The sequence below is a fragment of the Stenotrophomonas sp. genome (assembly GCF_032099025.1).
GTDB lineage: Bacteria > Pseudomonadota > Gammaproteobacteria > Xanthomonadales > Xanthomonadaceae > Stenotrophomonas.
The window spans coordinates 192867-209632 of sequence record NZ_DAMCID010000003.1 but is presented as its reverse complement, the minus strand read 5'-3'; the positions used below and the strand labels follow the sequence as shown (position 1 = coordinate 209632).

16 protein-coding genes are annotated in these 16766 nt (G+C 65.0%); 7 read left to right on the top strand and 9 right to left on the bottom strand.

Going from position 1 to position 16766, the window contains the following annotated elements; translation table 11 throughout:
• The 6 genes from RT456_RS04180 to RT456_RS04155 form a co-directional block, all read left to right on the top strand.
• On the top strand, positions 1 to 509 hold a 509-nt coding region (locus RT456_RS04180; protein WP_313342900.1), incomplete at its 5' end, for a methyl-accepting chemotaxis protein.
• Positions 510 to 734: 225 nt separating this feature from the next.
• Positions 735 to 3005: a methyl-accepting chemotaxis protein gene (locus RT456_RS04175; RefSeq protein ID WP_313342897.1), complete on the top strand. Its 2271-nt coding sequence runs from the start codon at positions 735 to 737 to the stop codon at positions 3003 to 3005.
• Between the two features lie 11 nt (positions 3006 to 3016).
• A complete protein-coding gene (locus tag RT456_RS04170) occupies positions 3017 to 3883 on the top strand; it encodes a CheR family methyltransferase (RefSeq protein WP_313342895.1) in 867 nt (288 codons plus the stop codon).
• Complete coding sequence (cheD, locus tag RT456_RS04165) at positions 3880 to 4476, top strand: chemoreceptor glutamine deamidase CheD (RefSeq protein ID WP_313342893.1); 597 nt, start codon at positions 3880 to 3882, stop codon at positions 4474 to 4476. The genes RT456_RS04170 and cheD overlap by 4 nt, the downstream gene beginning before the upstream one ends.
• Positions 4473 to 5540 (top strand): chemotaxis response regulator protein-glutamate methylesterase, encoded by a 1068-nt coding sequence (locus tag RT456_RS04160; RefSeq protein WP_313342891.1) that lies wholly within the window; start codon positions 4473 to 4475, stop codon positions 5538 to 5540. Before cheD ends, RT456_RS04160 begins: the two co-directional genes overlap by 4 nt.
• Before the next feature lie 194 nt (positions 5541 to 5734).
• Positions 5735 to 6115, top strand: coding sequence for a hypothetical protein (locus tag RT456_RS04155; RefSeq protein WP_313342889.1), 381 nt, complete (start codon positions 5735 to 5737; stop codon positions 6113 to 6115).
• Here the strand turns inward: RT456_RS04155 and RT456_RS04150 are convergent.
• The 6 genes from RT456_RS04150 to RT456_RS04125 all read right to left on the bottom strand — a co-directional run bounded on the left by RT456_RS04150 (position 6055) and on the right by RT456_RS04125 (position 12497).
• Entirely contained in the window at positions 6055 to 6987 is a 933-nt protein-coding gene (locus RT456_RS04150; protein ID WP_313342886.1) for an amidohydrolase family protein, read from the bottom strand. The two genes, RT456_RS04155 and RT456_RS04150, sit on opposite strands and share 61 nt — an antisense overlap.
• Before the next feature lie 11 nt (positions 6988 to 6998).
• Complete coding sequence (locus RT456_RS04145) at positions 6999 to 8021, bottom strand: amidohydrolase family protein (RefSeq protein WP_313342883.1); 1023 nt, start codon at positions 8019 to 8021, stop codon at positions 6999 to 7001.
• Positions 8022 to 8044: 23 nt separating this feature from the next.
• Entirely contained in the window at positions 8045 to 9325 is a 1281-nt protein-coding gene (locus tag RT456_RS04140; RefSeq protein WP_313342881.1) for a carbohydrate porin, read from the bottom strand.
• Positions 9326 to 9405: 80 nt separating this feature from the next.
• A complete protein-coding gene (gene dctA / locus RT456_RS04135; protein ID WP_313342878.1) occupies positions 9406 to 10719 on the bottom strand; it encodes a C4-dicarboxylate transporter DctA in 1314 nt (437 codons plus the stop codon).
• Positions 10720 to 10777: 58 nt separating this feature from the next.
• On the bottom strand, positions 10778 to 11833 hold the full coding sequence (locus RT456_RS04130; RefSeq protein WP_313342875.1) for a 4-oxalomesaconate tautomerase: 1056 nt from the start codon (positions 11831 to 11833) through the stop codon (positions 10778 to 10780).
• A complete protein-coding gene (locus tag RT456_RS04125; RefSeq protein WP_313342872.1) occupies positions 11826 to 12497 on the bottom strand; it encodes a 4-carboxy-4-hydroxy-2-oxoadipate aldolase/oxaloacetate decarboxylase in 672 nt (223 codons plus the stop codon). The genes RT456_RS04130 and RT456_RS04125 overlap by 8 nt, the downstream gene beginning before the upstream one ends.
• A 101-nt stretch (positions 12498 to 12598) precedes the next feature.
• Between RT456_RS04125 and RT456_RS04120 the strand changes: the two genes are divergently transcribed.
• On the top strand, positions 12599 to 13852 hold the full coding sequence (locus RT456_RS04120) for a LysR family transcriptional regulator (protein ID WP_313342869.1): 1254 nt from the start codon (positions 12599 to 12601) through the stop codon (positions 13850 to 13852).
• 62 nt (positions 13853 to 13914) lie between these two features.
• Here the strand turns inward: RT456_RS04120 and RT456_RS04115 are convergent, their stop codons facing one another.
• From RT456_RS04115 to RT456_RS04105, 3 genes are all read right to left on the bottom strand, one after another.
• The gene (locus RT456_RS04115) at positions 13915 to 14052 is read right to left on the bottom strand and encodes a hypothetical protein (protein WP_313342866.1); all 138 of its coding nucleotides are present in this window, start codon (positions 14050 to 14052) and stop codon (positions 13915 to 13917) included.
• 120 nt (positions 14053 to 14172) lie between these two features.
• Positions 14173 to 15225, bottom strand: coding sequence for a thiamine-phosphate kinase (locus tag RT456_RS04110; RefSeq protein WP_313342864.1), 1053 nt, complete (start codon positions 15223 to 15225; stop codon positions 14173 to 14175).
• An 817-nt stretch (positions 15226 to 16042) separates the two neighbouring features.
• The gene (locus tag RT456_RS04105) at positions 16043 to 16651 is read right to left on the bottom strand and encodes a hypothetical protein (protein WP_313342861.1); all 609 of its coding nucleotides are present in this window, start codon (positions 16649 to 16651) and stop codon (positions 16043 to 16045) included.
• Positions 16652 to 16766: the final 115 nt, after the last annotated feature.

The window sequence follows — 16766 nt, the reverse complement described above, 5'->3', positions numbered from 1 at the left end:
TGGTCGCCTCCGAAGTGCGCACCCTGGCCCAGCGTTCGGCCGGTGCCGCCAAGGAAATCAAGGGGCTGATCGACGACTCCGTCGGCAAGGTCAACGAAGGCTCGGCGCTGGTGCACAAGGCCGGCGCGACCATGGGCGAGATTGTCGCCTCGGTGCAGCGCGTGACCGACATCATGGCCGAGATCTCGGCGGCCTCGCAGGAGCAGTCCGCCGGCATCGAACAGGTCAACCAGACCGTCGTGCAGATGGACGAGACCACCCAGCAGAACGCCGCGCTGGTCGAAGAAGCCACCGCCGCCGCCCGTTCGATGGAAGAACAGGCCGGCCACCTCAGCGATGCCGTGTCGATCTTCACGCTCGACGAGCGCGACGTGGTTGCCGCCGCTCCCATCGCCGCGCCGACGCCGCGCGCCGTTGCCCGTCCGTCGGCAGCCCCGTCCCCGGTACGCAAGCCGGCCAGCCGTGCGGTCGCCGCCGAACTGGCCGACGGTGACTGGCAGGAGTTCTAAGCCGCCCGGCGCTCGCGCGCCCCGGTTCTGCACAGGCCCCGATGCTCCGGCATCGGGGCCTTTTTGCATCCAATGCTGAATGCGCTCAGCTGCGCGACCTCAATAGACCGCGCATGCGGCCGATAACAGCATTGCCTCGACACGTTCGTCGACGTCGGCCCCCACGGCTTCCGCCCCGCTCTCCAGGCATTGCTGCACGCCCCCGCTCGAAAAGACCCCATGCCCATGAATCTTTCCAGTCGCTTCTCCAACCTCTCCGTCCGGGGCAAGCTCAACCTGCTCACCGCCCTGATCGCCCTCGGCGTGATCGCACTGGCCGTCATCGCCGCGCGCAAGCAGTACGTCGACCTGGCCGAAACGCGCAAGGAAGGCCTGAAGACCCAGGTCGAACTGACCTACGGCATCATCGACCAGTACAAGCGCCTGGCCGGCACCGGCGAGCTCACCGAAGAGGCGGCCAAGGCCGCGGCATTGAAGGCGCTGCACGGCATGCGCGCCGACAACGACAGCGCGTACTACAACGTGCTGACCACCGATTACACCCTGCTGATGCATCCGTTCGCGCCTGACCGCGTTGGCAAGGTGCAGAAGGCCTACCTGTCCAAGGACGGCGTGCCGCTGTACCTGCAGCAGGTGGACCTGGCCAAAACCGGCGGCGGCTTCACCTACTACTCGACCACCAAGCCGGGCGCCGGCGAGAAGCTGATCGAGAAGGCTACCTACGCCGGCATGTATGCGCCGTGGCAGTGGGTGGTCACCAGCGGTGTGTACATGGACGACGTCCAGGCCGCCGCCATGGCCTTCACCGGCATCATGGCCGCCACCGGCGGCGCCCTGGTCCTGATAGTGCTGGCCCTGAGCTGGCTGATCGGCAACCGCATCACCGGGCCGCTGCGCCAGGCCACCACCGTGGCCGAGAGCATCGCCGGCGGCAAGCTGGACAGCCGCATCGGTCCGCAGGCCCAGGACGAACCGGGCCGCCTGCTCGAAAGCATGGGCCGCATGCAGCAGCAGCTGCACGCCGTCATCGGCGCCCAGCGCGAGATGGCCAGCCAGCACGAGGCCGGCCAGACCCGTTACCGCATGGACGAGAGCGCTTTCCCGGGCGAGTACGGCCTGATGGTGCATGAAACCAACGCCCTGGTCGGCGCGCACGTGCAGACCATGCAGGACGTGCTGGGCGTGGTGCAGCGCTATGCCGTGGGCGATCTCAGCGCCGACATCGCCCGGTATCCGGGCGACAAGGCGGCGATCAGCACCACCGTCGATACGGTCAAGCAGAACCTGGCCAGCATCAACGCCGAAATCAAACGCCTGGGCGCGTCGGCCGCCGCCGGCGACTTCACCCAGCGCGGCGACGAGGCCCGCTTCGACCACGACTTCCGCCAGATGATCGCCAGCCTCAACGCGATGATGCAGGTGAGCGACGACAACCTGGGCAAGCTGTCGCAGCTGCTCTCGGCCATTGCCGAAGGTGACCTCACCGCGCGCATGCACGGTGATTTCCAGGGCGTGTTCGCCACCATGCGCGATGACGCCAACGCCACCGTCGCCCAGCTGACCCAGATCGTCGGCCAGATCCAGGAATCGGCGGGCAGCATCAACCAGGCCGCCAGCGAGATCGCCACCGGCAACAACGACCTGTCGCGCCGTACCGAACAGCAGGCCGCCAACCTGGAAGAAACCGCCGCTTCGATGGAGGAACTGACCTCCACCGTGCGCCAGAACGCCGAACATGCCCGCCAGGCCAACCAGCTCGCCATCGGCGCGCATTCGGTGGCCTCGCAGGGCGGCGACGTGGTCGGCCAGGTGGTGACCACCATGAGCGCGATCGAAGCCAGCTCCAAGCGCATTGCCGAGATCATCTCGGTCATCGACGGCATCGCCTTCCAGACCAACATCCTGGCGCTGAACGCGGCGGTGGAAGCGGCGCGCGCCGGCGAACAGGGCCGTGGCTTCGCCGTGGTCGCCTCCGAAGTGCGCACCCTGGCCCAGCGTTCGGCCGGTGCCGCCAAGGAGATCAAGGGCCTGATCGACGATTCGGTGTCCAGCGTGGCCGATGGCTCCGCGCTGGTGCGCAAGGCCGGCACCACCATGGGCGAGATCGTCGCCTCGGTGCAGCGCGTGACCGACATCATGGCCGAGATCTCCGCGGCCTCGCAGGAACAGTCGGCCGGCATCGAGCAGGTCAACCAGACCGTGACGCAGATGGACGAGACCACCCAGCAGAACGCCGCACTTGTTGAAGAAGCCACTGCTGCCGCCCGCGCCATGGAAGAACAGGCGACCCAGCTGTCCGATGCGGTGTCCATCTTCCGCCTCGACAACCAAGTGGCTGCGGCCGTCAGCGCGGTCACCGCCCGCATCGCCACGCCGGCCCCGCTGCGCAGCGTGAAGCCGGCGGCCGCGCCCAAGGCCAGCGCACCGAAGCAGGTCGCGGCCGCACGTGCGCCCCGCACCCCCATCGCCGACGACGGCAACTGGCAAGAGTTCTGAGGAATCCGCCTGTGAGCACGCCTTCCGCACCTGCTTCTGCCGCGTCAACGACCGGTCGCGAATTCGAGTTCGCCGACCGGGACTTCCGCCGCATCTGCGACCTGATCTACCAGCGCGTCGGCATTTCGCTGGCACCGGCCAAGCGCGACATGGTCTACGGCCGTCTCTCGCGCCGCCTGCGCGCGCTGGGACTGCGCAACTTCCAGGACTACCTGGACCAGCTGGAGAAGCACGGCGGCGATGAGTGGCAGGCGTTCACCAATGCGTTGACCACCAACCTCACCGCGTTCTTCCGCGAGCCGCACCACTTCGAGAAGCTCGACACCGAGCTGCGCGCGCGCGCCGGCCATGGCACGCTGCAGCTGTGGTCGTGTGCGGCCTCCACCGGCGAAGAGCCCTACTCCATGGCCATCACCGCATGCGAGGCCTTCGGCACGCTCAAGCCGCCGGTACGCATCCTCGCCACCGACGTGGATACCCAGGTGCTGGCCACGGCCAGCCGTGGCGTCTACGCGATCGACCGCGTGTCGGGGCTGGATATCGCCCTCAAGAAGCGCTACTTCCAGCGCGGCAGCGGCCCCAACGAGGGGCATTGCCGGGTGCATCCGGCGCTGCGCGACCTGATCGACTTCCGCCCGCTGAACCTGCTGGCGCCGCGCTACGACGTGGGCGGCCCGTTCGACGCGCTGTTCTGCCGCAACGTGATGATCTACTTCGACAAGCCCACCCAGCGCGGCATCCTCTCGCGGCTGATCCAGCACATGGGCGACGATGGCCTGCTCTACACCGGCCACTCGGAAAACTACCTGCATGCGGCGGACCTGATCCAGCCGTGCGGGCGCACCTTGTACAAGCGGGCGCCCGGAGCGCCGGTATGAACCTGGCAGCCCGCAACGACGAGGTCATGCGCTACTTCGACAGCCGCTTCAAGGTCACGGCGGCCAAGCTGCTGCCGACCCAGTACCTGGTGGTGGATGACGACACCGCGCTGACCACCACGCTGGGTTCGTGCGTGGCCGCCTGCCTGCGCGATCCGGTGCTGAAGATCGGCGGCATGAACCACTTCCTGCTGCCCGAAGGCAACGTCGGCGACGGCGCGCCGGCCCGCTATGGCAGCTACGCCATGGAACTGCTGATCAACGACCTGCTCAAGCGCGGCGCGCACCGCAAGCGCCTGGAAGCGAAGGTGTTCGGCGGCGCCAACGTGCTCAAGGGCTTCACCAGCAATCCGGTCGGCACGCGCAACGCCGAGTTCGTCCGCCAGTACCTGCAGGCCGAGCACATCCCGGTGCTGGCAGAGGACCTGTGTGGCATCCATCCGCGCAAGGTGTGGTTCTTCGCCGACACCGGCCGCGTGGTCGTGCAGCGCCTGCCGCACGCACACGAAGCCGAAGTGGCCGCGACTGAAATCGCCGTGCGCGCCCGCCTGGCGCGTGCCCCGGTCACCGGTGGCGTGGAGCTCTTTGAATGATCACGGGTGCACCCTGCAGAGTCCTGATCGTCGACGATTCTGCCGTCGTACGACAGATGCTGAGCGAGATCCTGGCCGCCGATCCAGGCATCGAAGTGGTCGGCACCGCCGCCGATCCCCTGCTGGCGCGCGAGAAGATCAAGCGCCTGGCGCCGGACGTGATCACGCTGGACGTGGAAATGCCGCGCATGGACGGCCTGGCGTTCCTGGAAAACCTGATGCGCCTGCATCCGCTGCCGGTGGTGATGATTTCCTCGCTGACCGAGCGTGGCGCCGATACCACCCTGCAGGCGCTGGCGCTGGGCGCGGTGGACTTCATTTCCAAGCCGAAGTTCGACGTGGCCCGTGGCCTGCAGGGCTACGCCGACGAGATCATCGGCAAGGTCAAGATGGCCGCCCGCTCGCGCGTGCGCACGCTGGCGCGTCCGATAACGCCCCGTATCACCCTGGACACGGTGGCCCCGGCCCCGACGCGGTCCATCCAGTTCCGTACCACCGACCGCCTGATCGCCATCGGCGCGTCGGCAGGCGGCACCGAAGCACTACGCGTGGTGCTGGAAGGCATGCCCGCCGATGCCCCCGCCGTGGTACTTACCCAGCACCTGCCCGCCGCCTTCAGCACCCCGTTCGCCGAGCGGCTTGACCGCCATTCGGCGATGTCGGTGCGGGAAGCCACCGACGGCGAAGCCGTGCTGCCCGGGCACGCCTACCTGCCGCCCGGCGGCAAGCACCTGCGGGTCATTCGCGACGGTGCCCGCTGGCGCTGCCGTATCGACGACGGCCCGGCGGTGAACCGCCACAAGCCTGCCGTGGACGTGCTGTTCCGTTCGGTCGCGGAGAGCGCCGGCGCCAACGCCATCGGCGCGATCCTCACCGGCATGGGCGACGACGGCGCACGGGGTCTGCTGGAGCTCAAGAACGTCGGCGCCCCGACCCTGGTGCAGGACGAGGCCACCAGCGTGGTCTGGGGCATGCCGGGCGCCGCGTTCAAGCTGGGCGCCACCGACGAGCAGGTCCCGCTGGAGCGCATCGCCGAACGTCTGATGGCGCTGGCACGCGGCTGATTCGCCGGTGCCACGACGAGCCGGTCCAGAGCAGGCCGGAGGCGGCAGCCCGCCGCACGGTCAACGGGCGTGCGCTATTGGGGTAGGCCACGACCGTTCGTCGTGGCACCGCCCGCCGATATCTGTGACTGACGTTGCCACCCGCCTGCTGCCGTTGTGTTGAGATGCGCCCTCAACACAACGGAGTAGACGCCATGGAAAGGCCTTGCCGCTGGATCGGAACCCGCCTGCTGTGGGCGCTGCTGTGCTGCCTGTCGCCCGCCGTCATCGCCAGCGGCAGCCTGTTCCAGTTCGAGGCCTCACAGGGAACGTTCCACTTCACGCTGGAAATGACCGGCCGCCAGGATCCTGGCGCGATCCAGGTCATGTCCAGCGACTTCAAGAGCTACATGCCGCACCGCACGTACTACATCGAGTTCAATCGCGCGCAGAAGCGCGCCTACATCCGCCCGCGCGAGCGGGACGGCCTGCCGTGGTTCGAGATGGATGTCGTAGGCAACACCGGCGTGCTGCACTACAAGGGCAGGCGCATCGTAGGCAAGGCCGAGTGGACGCCCGAAGACTGGAACGACTGATCCCAGTACAAGCGCATCGGGTTGTCCACCAGCAGCATCTGCTGGAGCTCCGGCGTCAGCGCAATCCGGGGAATGACGTCCACCAGCGTGCCGTCATCGGGCATGTGCGATGTCAGGTTCGGGTGCGGCCAATCCGTGCCCCACAGCACCCGGTCCGGGAACTGCTCCACCAGGTGCCGCGCAAAGGGCACCACATCGTCATACGCCGGCGGACCCGACTGCGACAACCGCTCCGGGCAGCTGACCTTCGTCCACACGTTCGGGTGCTCGCGCATCAACTGTACGAACCGTTGGAACTCTGGCCCGTCCACCGGCTGGGTCACATCCGGCCGGCCCATGTGGTCCACCACCACGGTGGTCGGCAACGAGGTGAAGAAGTTCCAGCGCTCGGCCAGGTCCGCCGCCTCGAAGTAGACCACCACATGCCAGCCCAGTGGCGCGATCCGCTCGATGATCGCGTGGTAGTAGGCATCCGGCTTCGGGTCCACCAGCCGCTTCACGAAATTGAAGCGCACGCCGCGCACCCCGGCGTCGTGCAGTTCACGCAGCTCCGCATCCGTGACGCTGTCGCGTACCGTCGCCACCCCGCGTGCACGCCCGTCGGCACTGAGCAGCGCGTCCACCAGCGCGCTGTTGTCGGCGCCGTGGCAGGTCGCCTGCACAATCACATTGCGCGAGAAACCCAGGTGGTCGCGCAGTGCGAACAGCTGCTCCTTGCCGGCATCGCACGGCGTGTACTTGCGCTCCGGCGCATACGGGAAGCGGTCGCCAGGGCCAAACACATGGCAATGCGCGTCCACCGCACCCGGCGGCGGTACGAACTGCGGCCGGCTCGGGTCCGGGCAGAAGTCCAGCCAGTCGGCGTCTTTCACAAACTCCGCCATTACAGCCCCCTCGCCTTCAGTTGGGCGTCCAGTCGCGGGTACACCCGGCGCGCATTACCCGAAAGCACCTTGGTGCGATCTGCGGCCGAGAGCCCCAGTGCCTCCACGTAGCGCAGCGTGTCGTCGAAATACTGCCCGGTCTCCGGATCGATCCCTCGCACCGCGCCCACCATCTCCGAGCCAAACAGAATGTTGTCGATGTCGATCACCTTGAACAGCAGGTCGATACCCGGCTGATGGTAAACGCAGGTGTCGAAGAACACATTCTTCATCACGTGCTCGTTCAGCGGCGGCTTGCCCAGCATGTCGGCCAGCCCCCGGAAACGGCCCCAGTGGTAGGGCACCGCGCCACCGCCGTGCGGAATGATGAAGCGCAGGTCCGGGAAGTCACGGAACAGATCGCCCTGCAGGAACTGCATGAACGCGGTGGTGTCGGCGTTGAGGTAGTGCGCGCCGGTGGCGTGGAAGTTGGCGTTGCAGCTGCCCGAGACGTGCACCATGGCCGGCACGTCCAGCTCCACCATCTTCTCGAAGAACGGATACCAGGCGCGGTCGGTCAGCGGCAGGCCGGTCCAATGACCGCCGGACGGGTCTGGATTGAGATTGCAGCCGACGAAGCCCAGCTCGTTGACGCAGCGCTCCAGTTCGGCGATCGAATTCGCGATCGGCACGCCGGGCGACTGCGGCAGCTGGCAGACACCGATGAACGTCTCCGGGTACAGCGCCACCACCCGCGCGATCAGGTCATTGCAGCGCCGCGTCCATTCCGCGCTGACGGCCTCGTCGCCGATGTGGTGGGCCATGGTGCTGGCGCGCGGCGAGAAGATCGTCATGTCCGCACCGCGCTCGCGCAGCAGGCGCAGCTGGTTGCCTTCCACGCTGTCGCGCAGTTCGTCGTCGCTGATCGTGGGGTACACCGGCGCCGGGAGCGACGGGTCATTGAAGTGGGCCACCTGCGCCTTGCGGAACGCATCGTGGCTGGCGGGAGCGGTGGTGTAGTGACCGTGGCAATCGATGATCATCGTGGGGCCTCGTGGGGGAGGAGTTACCAGCCGAACAGCTGGGCGAAGTGGACGTCCACGCGCAGCCCGACGATCAATGCGTCCGGGATGTCGGTGGTGCGGGTCGGTGCGTAGATGGGGTCCGGGTTGATCACATACTGCAGGTTCGGCATCAGGCGGATGCCCTTGTGCACCGCCCAGCCGTAGCTGAGCTCGGCGATGATCTCGTCGGCATTCGGGGCACCGCTGCCGCCGTTGCGCGCGCGGCGGTCGCGCAGGAAGGCGATCTGTTCGTCGCTGAAGTGCGTGTTGGAAACGAACATCGCCAAGGTGTCCTGGTCGCGGCCGGCGAAGGTGCCGGTCTTGACGAAACCGGCCGCCAGGAACTGGTCCACCGGCGCCTCGTTGCCGGTGTTGACGTAAGCCCGGGCGAACAGCGCCAGGTTGCGCTTGCCGTCGCCGCGCCACACGGTCTGGTCGGCCATCGCATACCAGCCCGTCCGTGCGCCGTCCTGAACCGCCGTGGGGCGTCCGGTCAGCGCCGCGGAGTTGCCAGCGGCATCGAAGTAGGAGCTCTTGCCGCCATCGCTGTTGCGGTACATGCCCAGCCGATATGTGCGCGGCAGCCGGTCGTTGGCGAAGCTGGTCTGGTAGCCGGCCTCGTACGCGGTGATGGTGCCGGTGCCCTCGCCCACCGAGAAGTCCAGGCCATTCTTGCCGGCCTTGTTCAGCGCGTTGTTGTAGTCGAAGGCCCCACCCTGCACGTACCAGCGATCGTCCACGTCGTAGCGCAGGATGCCGGCCCACGACGAATTCGGGAACGCGGTGATGCCCAGGTCGGTGATCGCCCCGTACGGGGTGAGGCACATCGCATTGCTCATGAACACGCAGTTGAGCGCCGAATTGTTGAAGTAACTGTTCACCGGCGCGCGGCCGGCGGTGATGCTCAGGCCGTTGTCGAAGCGGTGGCGGATGGTCAGCCGGGTCAGGCGACCACCGGCCACCGGGCGCCAGGTCTGCTGGGCGCTGATCGAGTTGCCGATTTTCTCGCGCGCCAGGTTGCGCCCGGCGAACCAGGCCCACTGCGCGTCCACGTCGGTGCTGTGCACGCCGAACAGTTCGTCCAGATCAAACTTCGACTGGGCCATGATCCAGTACGAGCCTTCGGTGCCCTGCTCCACCCCGCCCACGGGGTTGGAGGCGACGTTGCCGACGAAATCCAGGGTGAGGTCGACGCCCTTGGGTACGGTGCCCTCGGCGGCGGCCGGTGCGGCCAGTGCGGCGCTCAACAACAGCGCCAGCGGGGTGTGACGGAGGATGGACATGCAATCTCCCTTCCCGCTGCCATGGGCAGCGGGTTCAATGCGTTCTGGGTGGGGGCCGCGGGCGGCCCGCGGCGCGTCGGTCAGGCTTCGCGCGCGCCGAGATGGCGCAGGCGGGCGCGGCGGGTGCCGATCTGCGCGGCCATCACCTTCTCGTCCAGCTTGCCTTCCCACTTGGCGATCACCAGCACCGCAATCGCGTTGCCCACCAGGTTCACGAAGGTCAGGCCTTCGGCCAGGATGCGGTGGATGCCCAGGATCAGCGCGATGCTGGCCACCGGGATGGTGCCGGTGGTGCCCAGCGTCGCCGCCAGCACCACGAACGCGGCGCCTGCAACGCCGGCAGCGCCCTTGGAGGTCAGCAGCAGCACCGCGATCAGGCCCAGCTGGTGCCACACCGTCAGCTCGGTGTTGGTCGCCTGGGCCAGGAACAGCGCTACCGTGGTCAGGTACAGGCAGGTGCCATCGAGGTTGAACGAGTAGCCGGCGGGAATCACGAACCCGACCACGCCTTCTTCGCAGCCGAGCTTCTTCATCTTCTCGATCAGGCGCGGCAGCACCGTCTCGGTGGACGTGGTAGCCGCGACGATCACGATTTCATCGCGCAGGTAGGCCAGCAGCCGCCACAGGCTGGCACCGGTCCACCAGCACACCGCGCCGAGAACGAACACCGTGAACGCCGCACAGACCACGAAGAACTCGATGATCAGCTCGCCCAGCGACAGCAGCGAACCGGCGCCGAACTGGCCCACGGTGAACGCGATGGCACCGAACGCACCGATCGGCGCGAAGTACATGACGTAGCCGATGATCTTGAACAGGGCCGCCGACGTACCTTCGATGACCTTCATCACCGGCGCGCCGCGCTCGCCAATGGAGGCCAGCGCCACGCCGAACAGCACCGCCACGAACAGTACCTGCAGCACGTGCGCTTCGGTGAAGGCGCTGACCAGCGTGTTGGGGATGATCGCCATGATGTAGGAGACGATCGACCGGTCATGCGCGGTATGCACATAGCCCTGGATGCTGGCCATGTCGATGGTGGCCGGGTCGATGTTCATGCCCGCGCCCGGCTTCCACAGGTCTACCGCGACCAGGCCGACGATCAACGCGAGAATCGTGATCACCTCGAAATAGATCAACGACTTCAGTGCGAGCCGGCCCACACTGCGCATGTCGCGCATGCCGGCGATACCGTGCACCACGGTGACGAAGATGATCGGCCCGATCATCATCCGGATCAGCTTGATGAAGGCATCACCGAACGGCTTCATCGCCGAACCCCAGTCCGGCTGCAGCCAGCCCAGCACGACGCCGATGAGGGTGCCGGCCAGCACCTGGAACCACAACTGGCCAAAGACGCCGAAGCGGCCCTGCCGCTTCTCTACAACGGTCATATCAACCCTCCCAGGTCGCAAGAATAAAGACGTGGCGCGCATTCAGTCGAACCGGGGTTCAACCGAACAGCACCCCGTCGAACAGTTTCCGGGCCGTCCGGAGGATCGCGGCGGCAACCACGTGGCCTTCTGCATCCCGCTCCAGCACGCAGCCAGTGCTGCCACTGGGGTGTTCGATGTCCAGTGGGAGGCGGTTGCCGTCCGGCACCACCGCCAGTGCGCTGGCCGGTGAATCGGGCAGCAGGCAGGCCGTCGCCACGGTCACCGCACCGAGGACCCCGATGGAGGCGTGGCAGCGGTGCGGAATGAAGGAACGCACGCAGATCGCACCGCCATCGCGTGGCGCGGCCACCAGCATCATTTTCGGTACCGACTGCGCCGCGACGTCGCCGAGGTTCATCAGCGGGCCCGCCTGCAGCCGGATCGCCTCCAACCGCGCCTTCACTGCGTCGTCGGCATCCAGCGTGGCGCGGTCCTCGTACCCGCTCACACCCACGTCGCTGGCGCGCAGCACCACGCACGGCATGCCGTTGTCGATCAGGGTGACGTCCACGCCGTCGATCACATCACGGGCCCTGCCCGTCGGCAGCAGCGCGCCGCAGCTCGACCCCGCGATGTCGGCAAAGGTCAGCGGGATCGGCGCAGCCGTTCCCGGCACCCCGTCAATCCGGGCGGTGCCGTCATAGTGCACCTGGCCACCGGGCGTATGTACGTTGGCGGTCGCTACCTTGCCGGTGTTCACCATGAAGATGCGCACATCGGTGCTTTCGCCGGTGGGCGGGACCAGCCCACGCTCGATGGCGAACGGGCCTACGCCGGCCAGCAGGTTGCCGCAGTTCTGCGCATCGCTCACCACGGCCTGGTCCACGAACACCTGCAGGAACAGGTATTCCACGTCTGCATCGGGCCGCGTGGACGGAGACACCACGGCGACCTTGGAGGTCAGCGGATCGGCGCCGCCCATGCCGTCGATCTGGCGCGGGTCGGGCGAGCCGTAGGCGCGCAGCAGGAACGCATCGCGGGCGTCCGCGTTGGCAGGCAGGTCCGTGGCCAGGAAGTAGCCGCCCTTGGACGTGCCACCGCGCATCCACATCGCCGGCACGCCCTCATTCATAGCGCAGGCCCTTGGCCGCCAGGCGCTCGCGCATGGCGTAGATGTCCAGGCCCAGCTCGCCCTTGGCCAGACGATCGCGTTTCTCCGCCTCGCGCGCCTCGCGCGCCTGCGACTCGGCCGCCACGCGTGCGGCATCGGCACGCGGCACGATGCACACGCCGTCATCGTCGGCGATCACCACGTCACCGGCGTGCACCAGCGCGCCGCCGCACACCACCGGCACGTTCACCGCGCCCAGTGTTTCCTTGACCGTACCCTGCGCGTGGATCGCCCGGCTCCACACCGGAAAGCCCATCGCGGTCAGGTCGCGCACATCGCGCACGCCGGCATCGATTACCAGCCCACGGCAGCCGCGCACCTGGGCCGAGGTGGCCAGCAGGTCGCCGAAATAACCGTCGGTGCACTCGCTGGTTGGCGCCACCACCAGCACATCGCCATCGCGCAGCTGCTCGATGGCCACATGCATCATCCAGTTGTCGCCGGGGGGCATCGACACGGTGATGGCGCTGCCGGCGATGCGCGCGCCGCTGTAGATCGGGCGCAGCCGCGGATGCAGCAGTCCGCTGCGACCTTGGGCTTCGTGCGCGGTGGCAACACCGGCCTGGGCCAGAATCTGGATCGCGCCGGCAGCGGCGCGTTCGACATGGGTGACGACGCGGGACATCCATCCATCCTTCAATGACGATGATGAAGTGTTGTCCCGCTGAGACCACCCCCTCAAGATCGATTTCCGCAACTGCCATTGGGTTTGGTTATAGTTGGTGCATGAAGCGGGTCGACGAACTGAACCTGAAACACCTCCACGCGCTGGTCGCGGTGCACCGGCATGGCGGCATCAGCGCCGCTGCGCCGCAGGTGAATCTGTCACAGCCCGCGCTCACCCAGGCGATCGCGCGGCTGGAAACACAGCTCGATGCCACCCTGTTCGACCGCCAGCCCGGCGGCATGGCGCCGACCGAGGCGGCGGAACTGCTGGTGCCCCGGATCGAGCGCGCCATCAGCTACATCGCCGACGGCGTAAGGCTTGCCCGTCGCACGCAGCGCCTGCCCGCCCTGCCCGCCGTCGAGCGACGGGTCACCCTCGGCCAGCTGCGGGCGCTGGTGGCGGTGGACGCCGCTGGCAGCTTCACCCTGGCCGCCAGCCGTGCCGGCATCTCGCAGCCGGCGATCTATCGTGCCGTGCACGAGCTGGGCACCGCCATCGAAATTCCACTCACTGAACGTCACGGCAAGACCGTACAGACCACGCCGGCCGCCACGCGCATGCTGCGGCTGGTACGGCTGGCGCTGTCCGAACTGGCCGCAGGGCTGGATGAAGTGGCCCTGCTGCGCTCGGAACACGGCGGACGGGTCACTCTCGGCGTCATGCCGCTGGCCCGCGCCATCCTCCTTCCGCAGGTGCTCGCACGGTTCGCCCGTGCGCATCCGGGCGCGTCCGTGAACGTGATTGAAGGTCCGTATGCGGAACTGCTGGGTGACCTGCGTGCAGGCAGCCTGGACCTGCTGATCGGCGCCATGCGCGACACCCTGCCGGTGCGCGACGTGGCCCAGGAAGGCCTGTTCGACGACGACCCGGTGATCGTCGCGCGCAGCGGCCATCCGCTCGCCCATGCGGGCACCCCCACGTTCGACCGGCTGCTCGACTACCCGTGGGTCATCGCCGCGACCGGCGCCCCGGTGCGCGCACGCTGGGAGCGCATGTTCCGCCAGCACGGCCATGAACCGCCACGCCTGCGCATCGAATGCGGTTCGGTGCTGATCACCCGCGGCCTGCTGCTGGAAGACGACTGGCTCACCCTGATGTCACGCGACCAGTTCGTGATCGAACGCCGCGCCGGCCTGCTCTGCGAGATCGGCAGCGCCGGCGACGAGCTGCGCCGCCGCATCGGCCTGACTACCCGCGCCGACTGGCACCCGACCCGCCTGCAGCAGGCGTTCGTGGACACCTTTCGTACCGTGTGCGCCGAACGCAGCAACGACGCGGACGGCGCCTGGCCGTTCCGTTACCCCGCGCGTTGAAGGAAACGAAAAACCCCCGGCTTTCACCGGGGGTTTTCGTTCAACACATCAACCGATCAGGTTCAGGCGGCAACCGTCTTGGCCACGTCCTGGTAGTCCTCGATCTGGTCGAAGTTCATGTAGCGGTAGATGTCCTTGCTGCTGGCATCGAGCACGCCGATGTCGGCCATGTACTCTTCCTTGGTCGGGATACCATCCATTCGACCTCGACAGCGCCCGGTTCTGCACCATCAACGGAGCTAGGGATATCCCCTTATCGTCACGCAGATTCATGCAGGTAACAATGGGGGCAGCCCATGATTTCACGAGCACCATCCATCCTACGGATCAACAAAAGCACCACTGAGAAATGATGCGCCGTCCTCAAGTCGAGATCTAAAATGCTCATTTCTAATCATCGGCAAGGGAGCAACCCCCGAAACAAGCGCCACACTCCTAGAAGCGCCACGAGTGAATGTACCTACTTTTGAACACCTGTCAGAACCAGATATCCGCCTCTCAAATTCATCAACATCCTCAGCCTTGACTACGAAGGCAAGACCCCAATCCCCGACGGCGAAAGCCAATTTCCAAGGATCACAATCTTTCATAACTCCAACCAATTCCGCCAATTCATGAAGGGGAAAGCGCGCAGCCTCCAAAATGATTCCCACTTTATCTGAGCAGAACAGTTCAACCGCGTCTGCCAGCCCGTCGCTGAGATCGCATGCAGAGAACACTAAGCCGCAAGCTCGAAGCTCGCTCGCAATAGCAAGATCCACGGTCGGCATACTCAGGACACGGATGCACTCCTCTCTCCGAAGGCCGCCAAACTCCCCCATCAGCACCATGCTAGCTCCTGCGCCACCGAGCTTTCCGGTTACGTAAAGCACATCACCGACATCGGCCTTTTTTCTACTCCAGTACCTATCACGTCCAACGCGCCCGATTGCAGCGCCTATAACTTCAACGCCCCCGCCCTCTTTCGTATCACCACCGACGAAGCTAACCCCATGCTCATTACAGGCCGCCTGACACCCGAGAACTATGTTACGAGCATCCTCCGCACAAAAATTTCGAGGAAGCACCAGAGAAAGCATGATGGCTTGTGGCACAGCCCCTCCTGCCGCCATGTCGCTTATGTTGGCTACTGCAGCTAGTCGACCCCAAATCGCGTAGTCATTCACCCCTAGATCCAGAAGCACCGGTCTTGAAGCCCTATCGATTTTGAACGCGACCAGATCTTCGAATCCCAGATCGATGACACTTACGTCGTGGCCGAATCCGTTGACGAAGTTACCACTCTGCGTCAGCAACGGCTTCAGTGACGAGATGAACCCCTTCTCTCCAACATCCAACATTGTGAGAGCACGATTTTCTTGGTCAACGATCATCAGAGTGGCTCGCCTTTGTCTCCAGCGTTACGGCTTACTTGAGAGGACTCTGCAGAACTTACAGGGGACTCTCGTCTCGCTACAGTTGCGCGTTCTTGGTTTAATTTTGCCTCCAGCTGATCAATCTTTTGCCGAAGATCCGCAAGTCTCGCGTCGTACGCCGAATACATCGCCAGCTGCGGGACGGCGACCATTGCCAGTAGAATTGCTGCATATGCCAGCCCTACGCTGAAGGCTTTGCTCAATCGGCCCTCCACCCGAACGGAGCGACTAGACAACTCTTCAAGTCCGCCGCGCACTGGGCTACGCAACTGTTCCGCTATGCCAATGACGGTTCGATGAACTTTCGTCCCCACCTGGCCGTTGATACTATGAATTGGCGGAACGCCACTCACTCGCGTGAATTCTATTGTAGCGACTCTCTCGCCTCTCTTTAAAGGCCTCGCGACTGATGATAGATTATGAATCATCACAATCACTCGCCCTTTATAGCCTGGGTCAAAAGGCGGTTGCGACGTCAAAACCAAGCCATCGTAAACATGCGACATACGAAGCGAAACTTTAGCAGTCACATCAACTGGAAGGTGCAACGCCTCCGAGGAAAGGATGAAACAGAGGCCGTGCGGTGGGATCATGAACGTATGGCCCCGCCGCAGCTCCTTCGTTTCAATCTCGCCACATTCATCGTTAGCACCACAGTAGTACTCTCCTCCCACCGTAAGGTCGTAGGAGCTTCGCCTTACGTTCTCCTCATTGAACGGGGAAATCATTCTTTGATCCCCATTCGAGAGTCTTACAATGTGCTCCTTCCCAAGAATCATGGCGCGCCAATCCTCAATTTAATCTGAGTTGCAATTTCAACGAGATCATCAGCTTCGCACAATCCTCGATGGCAGCATTCGTCTACCGAGGCGCCTCTCTCTTTGAGAACAATTGCGACTGCTACCGGCACCTCCCAAGAGGACGCTGTCACGGCACCTTCTTCAGGCACCCGAATTCGATGGAGCTCGCTAGCTGCAATTGAATACTGACTGCCCGCGTCAAGCTGGCAGCATTCGGTAAGCCGTAGGTTGCGAAACCCAGCCTGCACCGCGGACACCTCGCCGGACGAATTATATTTGTATTCAATCATCTTCAACTCATCGCCATTGATGAGCTCAAACTTTTCTTGAGTGATGCTTCCATACATCACTGATGATACGAATCCAGAGCGGTGCGAATGCACATCCTCCATCACCTGTACCGCAGGGGGCCAATAATGAATTCGAATGAACCGCCCATCGACTTGACCGGGAACCACACACTTGAAGAACCCCAGTGGATGCCAGTACGAAGAGCCTGCAACAGCTTTGCAAAATTCTGACGAATTGATAATGGACTCGATAATCTCAACCACATCACTTCGACTTGGCGGCTGATTAGGCATTTCGACACACCATTAAGGAAGATTCGCGCAATTGCAATGGTGCCACGCACTGCCTTTCTAGAAAAGGCCAAGAGCGATCGCTTCCGCCGAAGCGCGTAGGTCGCAAAGCAACAGA

Excerpts from the sequence above, each read along its gene's own strand:
- RT456_RS04155 (WP_313342889.1), top strand. The coding sequence starts at position 5,735 with ATGGAAAGGCCTTGCCGCTGGATCGGAACCCGCCTGCTGTGGGCGCTG.
- RT456_RS04115 (WP_313342866.1), bottom strand. The coding sequence starts at position 14,052 with ATGGATGGTATCCCGACCAAGGAAGAGTACATGGCCGACATCGGCGTG.
- RT456_RS04105 (WP_313342861.1), bottom strand. The coding sequence starts at position 16,651 with ATGCCTAATCAGCCGCCAAGTCGAAGTGATGTGGTTGAGATTATCGAG.
- RT456_RS04145 (WP_313342883.1), bottom strand. The coding sequence starts at position 8,021 with ATGATCATCGATTGCCACGGTCACTACACCACCGCTCCCGCCAGCCAC.
- cheD (WP_313342893.1), top strand. The coding sequence starts at position 3,880 with ATGAACCTGGCAGCCCGCAACGACGAGGTCATGCGCTACTTCGACAGC.
- RT456_RS04120 (WP_313342869.1), top strand. The coding sequence starts at position 12,599 with ATGAAGCGGGTCGACGAACTGAACCTGAAACACCTCCACGCGCTGGTC.
- RT456_RS04125 (WP_313342872.1), bottom strand. The coding sequence starts at position 12,497 with ATGTCCCGCGTCGTCACCCATGTCGAACGCGCCGCTGCCGGCGCGATC.
- RT456_RS04140 (WP_313342881.1), bottom strand. The coding sequence starts at position 9,325 with ATGTCCATCCTCCGTCACACCCCGCTGGCGCTGTTGTTGAGCGCCGCA.
- dctA (WP_313342878.1), bottom strand. The coding sequence starts at position 10,719 with ATGACCGTTGTAGAGAAGCGGCAGGGCCGCTTCGGCGTCTTTGGCCAG.
- RT456_RS04160 (WP_313342891.1), top strand. The coding sequence starts at position 4,473 with ATGATCACGGGTGCACCCTGCAGAGTCCTGATCGTCGACGATTCTGCC.
- RT456_RS04110 (WP_313342864.1), bottom strand. The coding sequence starts at position 15,225 with ATGATCGTTGACCAAGAAAATCGTGCTCTCACAATGTTGGATGTTGGA.
- RT456_RS04175 (WP_313342897.1), top strand. The coding sequence starts at position 735 with ATGAATCTTTCCAGTCGCTTCTCCAACCTCTCCGTCCGGGGCAAGCTC.
- RT456_RS04130 (WP_313342875.1), bottom strand. The coding sequence starts at position 11,833 with ATGAATGAGGGCGTGCCGGCGATGTGGATGCGCGGTGGCACGTCCAAG.